This is a genomic window from Actinomadura logoneensis (genome assembly GCF_003428695.1).
In the GTDB taxonomy this organism is placed as follows: domain Bacteria; phylum Actinomycetota; class Actinomycetes; order Streptosporangiales; family Streptosporangiaceae; genus Spirillospora; species Spirillospora logoneensis.
Window position 1 is genome coordinate 1 of the sequence record NZ_QURH01000932.1, and the last position, 7659, is coordinate 7659.

Consider the following 7659-nt stretch of genomic DNA (forward strand, 5'->3'; position numbering starts at 1 on the left):
GGCCGAGCGCGCGACCGCGGCGGAGTCCGCGCGGGCGGACCGGGCGGAGCAGGCGGCCGAGGAGGCGCGCGGTCAACTCGCCGCGCAGCGGCAGGCCGCGGACGAGGCGCGGCGCGAACTGCTGCGTCTGGAGGCGGGCATGCAGGCCCTCACCGCGGAGCGGGACGCCGCCCGCGCCGACGCCGACCGCCTGCGGGAACGCGCCGTCACCGCGGAGGTCCGCGCCCAGGCGCTGCAGGAGCAGCTCGCGGCACGCCAGGAGACCGAGCGGGAGACCGCGCGGGAAGCGACGCCTCAGCCCGAATGAGTCTCCTCGCGGCCTGCTGAAGCTCGCCCGGTGAGGATGGCGCGGAGGGCGGCGGACGCGTCCAGGAGCGCCTTCGATCGCGCCGTGATGGCGGCGTTCCGGGCCGTCAGCGCGGACGCGACGTCCGCCAGGCGGTGACCGCCGCGCAGCTCGGGCATCAGCGCACGGATCGCACCGATGCCGTACCCGGCCGCGCGCAGTTGCTGGACGATCCGCGCGTCCCGCACCTGGGACGGACTGTACCGGCGCGCTCCAGCGTCACGGGGCGGGGCGGGATCGGAAGCGCGGCCCGCGCGCTCGGGAACGCGGGCCGCGCGGTCGGGGACGACCAGCCGCTCGGCGTCCCAGTGGCGCAGGGTGGAGGGGCGGACGCCGAGGGCGGCGGCCAGTTCGGAGACGGTCATCGCGTCCGAGGCGCGGACGTCGGTGATCGGCTCGCCGGAGATCGCGCGCAGGGCGGCCTCGGCCTCGCGCAGGGCGGCGCGTTCGGCGTGGAGTCGGGCGTGCGCGGCGTCGAGCAGCGCGAGCATTCGGGTCGGCGCGGGTCGGTGGGCGGCGCGGACGACCTCCTTGGCGTCGACCGGCCCGATCGCGGCGGCCAGGGCCCGATAGGCCAGCGCCGACCGGACGTGGATGTCGCCGTAGCACCGGTATCCGGAACCGGTCCGTGCGGCGGGCGGCAGGACTCCGTCCCGTTCCAGGTTGCGGATCTGCTGCACCGAGTAGCCCGCCCGGTCGGCGACGGCGCTGGTCCGCAACGTCCACGAGTGGAGGCTTCCCAAGCCATCACCTCCACCTTCCGCGGTCAACCCTCCATAAGCACTTCAATGTAACGCTTGAAGGCATGACCACGGACGACATCATCGCTTTCGTGGACGCCTTGGACGGCGTCCTGACGCTCCGTCCCGCTCCGGGAGACGGCAGTCCGGAACTCGCGTGGGGCGACGCGTTCTTCTACTACTCCCCCGACGGCGTCGTCCCGGCGACGACGCAACCCTTCGCGACGATCGTGACCAAGGACTACCCCGGGGACGAGGCGTCCCGTCTCGACCGTCCGGACGCCTTCCGGGTGAACATCGCCGTGGGCAGGGACGAGTTCGTCCGGCTCATCGGACGCGCGCCCCGCCAGGACGCGGCGCCCGGCGAGGCCGATCCCGGCACGCCCGACACCCTGGTCGCCCATCCCGTCTACGGAACCGCCGGGTGGGTCGCCGTGGTGAACCCCGGCCGACGCACCGAGCGGACGGTCCGTGACCTGCTCTCCCTCGCACACGGTCTCGCCCGCGACCGCTACGAGCGCCGCGCCGGTGCGGTCGGCTAGTCCCGGCGCGGCCCACCGGTCCCGCCGCTGCGGCGTCCATGACAAATGTCATGGAGGGGTGATGGGTGAACTCACTGGGACGCTCCGGGCGTCCGAAGCACCCTTGAATCATGACGAACAAAGCAGCGGGACTCGCGAATGAAATGGCCGACCCGAACCACACGGCGGCATTCCGCAGAATCAAGGTCCTCGTCGGCGTCTACGCCGTCATCAGCGTTCTCACCTTCGCCGGGCTCGTCGCTTACCGCAATTCCTCCTCGGTGACGCAGCCGGTCTGGATCCGCGTCAGCATCGTGGCCGCCAGCTCGCTCATCCTGTTCGCGCTGACGCTGCGCGCCGCGCGCGGCTCGCGGGGGGCGTTCCGGCGGCTGCGCGTCCTGTCGGCGGTGATGCTGGCCGCGATCGTGGTGATCGTCTCGCTGCCGGGCATGTTCCCGGTCTGGATGCGGATCGAGCAGGCCGTTTGCGGGCTGCTGCTGCTCGGGGTGGTCGTGGTCGCCAACGGCCGCGGCCTGCGGGCCCGGTTCGCCAAGTGACCGGAAGCGGCTCCGGCCCCGCCCGGCGGTGGTGTTAGCGTGCGGGCCATGGGAGAGGCCCTGGACGCGGTGGCGGAGAGCGGATCGCCGGAAGGCGATCCGCTTCGCTGGGCTCTCGGCTGGCGGCGCGCGACCCTCTCCGCCGGAATGTTCGTCTACCCGATCATCTGCATGATCGGCGTGACACAGTATTCGAGCGGCGCGGCGGCGTTCACCGGATATGTTCTCGCCCTTGCCTTCTGCGGCCTCCACGCACTCGGCGGCGTGGCTTTCGTGCGGAACCACCGCGGCCGTCTCTGGTTCCTTCTGGCGGCGATGTTCGCCGTTTTCGTGGCCGCCTTGCCGTTCGCGCGCACGATGGCCTTCTACCTGCTCGCGGTGATCGTCTCGTGGGTGGCGCTGCTGCTGCCCCGGCGGTTGCCGCCGATCCTGGCCGCGGCGGTCGCGATGACGCTGCTGCTGCCGTGGGCGGTGCGGCCCTGGCACACCGGACCGGCCGTCCTGGAGTCGGTGATGGTGGTGTTCACGGTGCTGGTCGTGCGCGGCTACGCCGAGCTCGCCCGCGCGAACCGGGCGCTGCTGGAGGCGCGCGGCGAGGTCGCGCGGCTGGCGTCGGAGGCCGAGCGGAACCGGATCGCGCGCGACCTGCACGACCTGCTCGGGCACTCCCTCACCGCCATCACGGTCAAGAGCGCCCTGGCGCGCCGCCTGGCCGAGGGCGGCTCGGCCCGCGCCGCGGAGGAGATCGCCGAGGTGGAGCGGTTGTCGCGGCAGGCGCTCGGCGAGGTGCGCGCCGCGGTGACCGGCTACCGCGAGGTGACGCTCCCGGGCGAGCTGGCGCACGGACGGGAGCTGCTGCGCGCGGCGGGCGTCACCGCGGACCTGCCGTCCGCCGTGGACGTCGTGGACCCGGCCCACCGGGAGCTGTTCGGCTGGGTCGTCCGCGAGGGGCTGACCAACGTGGTGCGGCACGCGCGCGCGACCCGCTGTACGGTCACCCTGGCGGCGGCGGAGGTGGAGATCGTGGACGACGGGGTCGGCGGCGCGGCGCGTCCGGGCAACGGGCTGACCGGCCTGCGCGAACGGGTGGAGGCGGCGGGCGGCGAGGTGGAGTCCGGACCGGCGGGCGCGCGCGGCTGGCGCCTGCGGGTCGCCGTCGGCGGGACCGTCCGGCCGGACGCGGCGTCATGACGATCCGGCTGCTGCTCGCCGACGACCAGGAACTCATCCGCACGGCGCTCGCCGCGCTGCTCGACCTCGAGGACGACTTCACGGTCGTCGCGCAGGTCGGGCGCGGGGACCAGGTCGTCGCGGCGGCGGAGCGGGAGCGTCCGGACGTGGCGCTGCTGGACGTCGAGATGCCCGGACTGGACGGCCTCGCCGCCGCCGCGGTCCTCACCCAGCGCGTCCCCGGCTGCCGGGTCGTCATCCTCACCACGTTCGGCCGCGCCGGCTACCTGCGCCGGGCCATGGAGGCGGGCGCCGTCGGCTTCGTGGTGAAGGACGCCCCCGCCGAAGCGCTCGCGGACGCGATCCGGCGGGTGGCGCGCGGCGAGCGGGTCGTGGACCCGGCGCTGGCCGCCGCGACGCTCGCGGCGGGCGCGTCCCCGCTGACCGCCCGCGAGCGGGACGTGCTGAACGCCTCGCGTTCGGGCGCGTCCGTCGCGGAGGTCGCGCGCAGGTTGTTCCTGTCGGAGGGGACCGTCCGCAACTACCTGTCGGCGGCGATCGCCAAGACCGGCGCGCGGAACCGGATGGAGGCCCTGCGCATCGCCGACGACCGAGGCTGGCTCTGACCCCGCGGACGGTCTTCCGCCACCCTGCCACTCGGCCACTCCGCCCCGGCCGTCCCGAGTCGGCCACGGCCGTAGGCGAAGCGCGTTTCCGCAGGTCCGTCTGCCATGTCACCGTCACGGGCGTCCATCCGCGCGGCGGTCGGCCCTTCGCCGCCGTGATCCCCTTCTGGCCGAATATGGCGCCCCGCGTCGGCGAGACCTTCTCCCTCCGCTTCCATCCGGCGAATCCGGGCTTCAACGAGCTCTCCGTCGCCCACGGGTGAGCGCTTCGCCGCCGCCCGCCCGGGCTATCGCGCGCCGGGGGTGATCGCGGCGAGGGATGCGCGGATCAGGTTCTGGGTCCGCTCGCTGAGGGCGGTGTGGTCGGCGCCGCTCTCCAGGGCGACGGTCGCGGCGTTGACCAGGCCCTGGAGGAGGGCGGCGGTCTGCTCGGGGTCGTCGTCGCCGAGTTCGGCCAGCGCCGAGACGAGCGGTTCGAGGATCTCCCGGTGGGCCTCGGCGGCGTCGTGGCGGAGGGCGGCGCGGTCGCGTCCGGCGGCCAGGGCGCGGGCGATGCGGTGCTCGCCGTCGCGGACGAGTTCCAGCTGGGCCAGCGCGTGCGCGGCGATCCTGTCGGCGGGGGTGTCCGCGGCGGCCATGCGGGCCGCGATGTGGGCCGTCCAGCGCGGGGTGGCGTCGGCGACGACCGCGGCGAACAGCGCGGCGCTGTCGGGGAAGTAGCGGTAGACGCTGTTGCGGGCCAGGCCCGCCCGCTCGGCGACCGCGCCGAAGGTCACCCGGTCGGCGTCGCCGCCCTCCCCCAGCAGCTCGCGCGCCGCCTGGACCAGCGCCCGGCGCTGCTGCTCCCGGTGGTCGGCGACCGTGGCGGCGGAGATCTTCGGCACGCCCTCATGGTAGTCGCCGCCCTGGTGACCGAGGTCGTCGGCAAACGCGGTCGGCGGGTGGCCGGGGAGGTTCGTCGGTGGGGAGCCGCCGGCGAGACCGCCGGTTTGCGGACACACTGTCGCTATCCGATAGGTTAGCGACACAGCGTCTCTAAGTTGGGGGTTCCGTTGTTCCTCGCCCTGCGCGAAATCCGCGCGGCACGTGGCCGCTTCCTCTTGATGGGCCTGGTGGTGATGCTGGTCGCGGCCCTGGTCGGGATCGTGTCCGGCTTCACCACCGGGCTGGGGAACGACACCGTCTCGGCGCTGCGCGCGCTCCCCGCGACCCACGTCGCGTTCGCGCCCGGCGCGAAGTCCGACCAGTTCAACCGCAGCCTCGTGGACGCGTCCACGGTGGCCCGCTGGCGGGAGCGTCCCGGCGTCGAGGCCGCGCCGCTCGGCGTCACCATCGCCCGCGGGACGACCGACCGCGGCCTGGAGATCGACATGGCCGCGTTCGGGGTGGAGCCCGGGACGTTCCCCGCTCCCCCGGTCCGCCGCGGCACCGGGCTGGACGCCGCCCGTCCGGGCCTGGTGGTCTCCGGGAAGCTCGCCTCCGACGGCGTGCGCGTCGGCGACACCGTCACCGTCGACCGGCTGGGCCTGAAGCTGCCGGTCACGGGAGTCACCGACGACCTGTCCTACGGCCACGTCCCGGCCGTGTACCTGCCCCTGGACGCCTGGCGTGCGATCCGGTTCGGGGTCCCCGGCGCGGCGACCGCGCCCGACCGGCTGCCGCAGGACGTGTCGGGCGTGGCGCTGCGGGCTCGGCCCGGCGCCGATCTGGCAGGCGCCGACCGCGCGCTGGGCACGCTGTCGCTGCCCATGTCCAAGGTGCTGGAGGCCGCCCCCGGCTACAAGGGCGAGCGCGTGACGATGACGTCGATCCAGGTGTTCCTGTACCTGATCGCGCCGCTGATCGTGGGCGCGTTCTTCGCGGTCTGGACCGTCCAGCGCGCGCCCGAGCTGGCACTGCTGCGCGCGATCGGCGCGTCCCGCCGCCGCCTGCTGTCGTACACGGTCCTGCAGGCGGCGCTGGTCGTCGCCGCCGGGACCGTCGCCGGCGGCGCGCTCGCCCTGGCGACGGGGCTGCTGCTCGGCGCGGCCGTGCCGTTCAGCCTGCCCGCCGGGACGCTCGCCGGCACGCTCGCCGCCGTCGCGCTCGTCGGCCTGGCGGGCACCTGCCTGACGCTCCGGCGCGTCACCACCCCCGACCCTCTCACCATGCTCGGAGCCGCCCGATGAGCCTGTCCCTGTCCGGCGTCACCGTCACCCGCGGTCACGGCCGCACCCGCACCGCCGTCCTGCGCGACTTCACCGCGACGTTCCCCGCCGGGAAGGTCACCGCCCTGGTCGGGCCGTCCGGCTCCGGCAAGTCCACGCTGCTCGCGGTGGCGGGGGCCCTGCTGCGGCCCGACTCGGGCGCCGTCGACCTGGACGGCACCGACATCGCGCGGCTGGGCGACGGCGAACGCGCCCGCTTCCGCCGCGAGCGGATCGGCTACATGTTCCAGACGGGCAACCTGCTCGGGGCGCTGACGGCGACCGAGCAGCTGCTGGCCGCGACCCACGTCGCGGGCGCGGGCACCCGGCGGCACCGGGCCCGGGCCGTCGCCGCCCTGGAGGAGCTCGGGCTGGGCGACCGCCTGCGGCACCGTCCCGACCAGCTGTCCGGCGGCGAGCGGCAGCGCGTCGCCCTGGCCCGCGCCCTGTTCCTCACCCCGGGGCTGCTGCTGGTGGACGAGCCGACCGCCGCCGTGGACCGCTCCCAGGCCGACGCGATCGCCGGGCTGATCGGCGACCGGACGCGGGCCCACGCCTGCGTCACCGTCGTCGCGACCCACGACCCGGCCGTCGTGGCGTCCGCCGACGCCGTCATCGACCTGGACAGCGCGGCCTAGAAACCCTGCCCACCGTGGCTGACGCCGCGGCCCGGCACAGGCGCGTCCCCTTCCGTCCTTACGCGGGAGGGGACGGCGCCGCCGCGCGAGGTCAGAGGATGACGACCAGGCCCGCGGCGAAGACCAGGTAGAGGACGCCGGTCAGGGCCAGGCGGACGGGCGTCAGCCGGTGGGAGCGCAGGGTCGCGAGCAGGTAGACGATCGCGACCATGGTCATCGCGCCCGACCAGATCAGCGCGTGGTCGAACTTCCAGGGCGTGAACAGCAGGCCGAGCCCGGACGGGACGGTCGCCTGGATCATCATCGCGCCGGAGATGTTGGCCAGCGCGAGACTGGTCTTGCCCTGGCGGACCCAGATCACCGCGTTCATGATCTCGGGCAGCTCGGTGGCGACCGGGGACAGCAGCAGCGCGGTCACGGCGGCGGGCAGTCCGAGCATGGGGCCGATCGCGTCGAGCTGGTGGACGAACAGCTGGGACGCGAAGAAGATCACGGTGAGCGTGGCGAGGGTCTGGACCGCGATCGCCCAGCCCGCCGGGACCGGCCGGCGCGGCTGCAGCTTCAGCGGTTCGAGGTCGATCTCCGCGCCGTCGCCGCGGTCCTCGTCGCCGCCGCTCATCTCGCGCCAGAAGTAGACGGCGTAGACGGCGAAGAACAGCACGCCGAGCCAGGGCTTGACCGCGAAGGCGACCAGGCCGAGGGCGACCTTGAACACGAACACCGCCAGGAACCAGCGCTGGTCCTTGGCCAGGCGGGCGGCCTCGGCGGGGTCGGTCAGGACCTCCGAGGCGCCCGCCCCGCGGTCGCCCGCCGCGCCGGAGGATGCCGTCCGGTCGCCCGCCGCGCCGGAGGGCGCCGACGACCCGCCGGCGCCC

Annotated in this window: 9 protein-coding genes and 1 pseudogene; 7 read left to right on the forward strand and 3 right to left on the reverse strand. The window is 74.7% G+C overall.

The window, feature by feature from the left end; genetic code table 11:
• Positions 1-307 (forward strand): annotated as a pseudogene (locus DZF91_RS42380) (hypothetical protein); the annotation flags it as partial.
• On the opposite strand, the gene DZF91_RS31445 reads toward DZF91_RS42380, so the two are convergent.
• Positions 295-1089 (reverse strand): MerR family transcriptional regulator, encoded by a 795-nt coding sequence (locus DZF91_RS31445; RefSeq protein ID WP_117360699.1) that lies wholly within the window; start codon positions 1087-1089, stop codon positions 295-297. The pseudogene DZF91_RS42380 and the gene DZF91_RS31445 sit on opposite strands and share 13 nt — an antisense overlap.
• A gap of 62 nt (positions 1090-1151) precedes the next feature.
• On the opposite strand from DZF91_RS31445, the gene DZF91_RS31450 reads away from it, so the two are divergent.
• The 4 genes from DZF91_RS31450 (at position 1152) to DZF91_RS31465 (ending at position 3960) form a co-directional block, all read left to right on the forward strand.
• Complete coding sequence (locus tag DZF91_RS31450) at positions 1152-1628, forward strand: DUF6194 family protein (protein ID WP_117360700.1); 477 nt, start codon at positions 1152-1154, stop codon at positions 1626-1628.
• Positions 1629-1738: 110 nt separating this feature from the next.
• Positions 1739-2164, forward strand: a complete 426-nt coding sequence (locus tag DZF91_RS31455; protein ID WP_117360701.1) for a hypothetical protein — start codon at positions 1739-1741, stop codon at positions 2162-2164.
• Between the two features lie 48 nt (positions 2165-2212).
• Positions 2213-3355 carry a sensor histidine kinase gene (locus DZF91_RS31460; RefSeq protein ID WP_117360702.1) on the forward strand — a complete coding sequence of 381 codons (1143 nt, stop codon included), beginning with the start codon at positions 2213-2215 and terminating at the stop codon, positions 3353-3355.
• On the forward strand, positions 3352-3960 hold the full coding sequence (locus DZF91_RS31465) for a response regulator transcription factor (RefSeq protein ID WP_117360703.1): 609 nt from the start codon (positions 3352-3354) through the stop codon (positions 3958-3960). The genes DZF91_RS31460 and DZF91_RS31465 overlap by 4 nt, the downstream gene beginning before the upstream one ends.
• 287 nt (positions 3961-4247) lie before the next feature.
• Here DZF91_RS31465 and DZF91_RS31470 read toward each other — a convergent pair whose 3' ends face one another.
• Entirely contained in the window at positions 4248-4844 is a 597-nt protein-coding gene (locus DZF91_RS31470) for a TetR/AcrR family transcriptional regulator (protein WP_117360704.1), read from the reverse strand.
• 156 nt (positions 4845-5000) lie between these two features.
• Here DZF91_RS31470 and DZF91_RS31475 point away from each other — a divergent pair, with 156 nt between their 5' ends.
• Positions 5001-6128 carry an ABC transporter permease gene (locus tag DZF91_RS31475; protein WP_235834699.1) on the forward strand — a complete coding sequence of 376 codons (1128 nt, stop codon included), beginning with the start codon at positions 5001-5003 and terminating at the stop codon, positions 6126-6128.
• The gene (locus DZF91_RS31480; protein WP_117360706.1) at positions 6125-6784 is read left to right on the forward strand and encodes an ABC transporter ATP-binding protein; all 660 of its coding nucleotides are present in this window, start codon (positions 6125-6127) and stop codon (positions 6782-6784) included. The genes DZF91_RS31475 and DZF91_RS31480 overlap by 4 nt, the downstream gene beginning before the upstream one ends.
• Before the next feature lie 91 nt (positions 6785-6875).
• Here DZF91_RS31480 and DZF91_RS31485 read toward each other — a convergent pair.
• A partial coding sequence (locus DZF91_RS31485) for a sodium:calcium antiporter (RefSeq protein WP_199487024.1) occupies positions 6876-7659 on the reverse strand: 784 nt, incomplete at its 5' end.

Excerpts from the sequence above, each read along its gene's own strand:
- DZF91_RS31455 (WP_117360701.1), top strand. The coding sequence starts at position 1,739 with ATGACGAACAAAGCAGCGGGACTCGCGAATGAAATGGCCGACCCGAAC.
- DZF91_RS31480 (WP_117360706.1), top strand. The coding sequence starts at position 6,125 with ATGAGCCTGTCCCTGTCCGGCGTCACCGTCACCCGCGGTCACGGCCGC.
- DZF91_RS31460 (WP_117360702.1), top strand. The coding sequence starts at position 2,213 with ATGGGAGAGGCCCTGGACGCGGTGGCGGAGAGCGGATCGCCGGAAGGC.
- DZF91_RS31465 (WP_117360703.1), top strand. The coding sequence starts at position 3,352 with ATGACGATCCGGCTGCTGCTCGCCGACGACCAGGAACTCATCCGCACG.
- DZF91_RS31450 (WP_117360700.1), top strand. The coding sequence starts at position 1,152 with ATGACCACGGACGACATCATCGCTTTCGTGGACGCCTTGGACGGCGTC.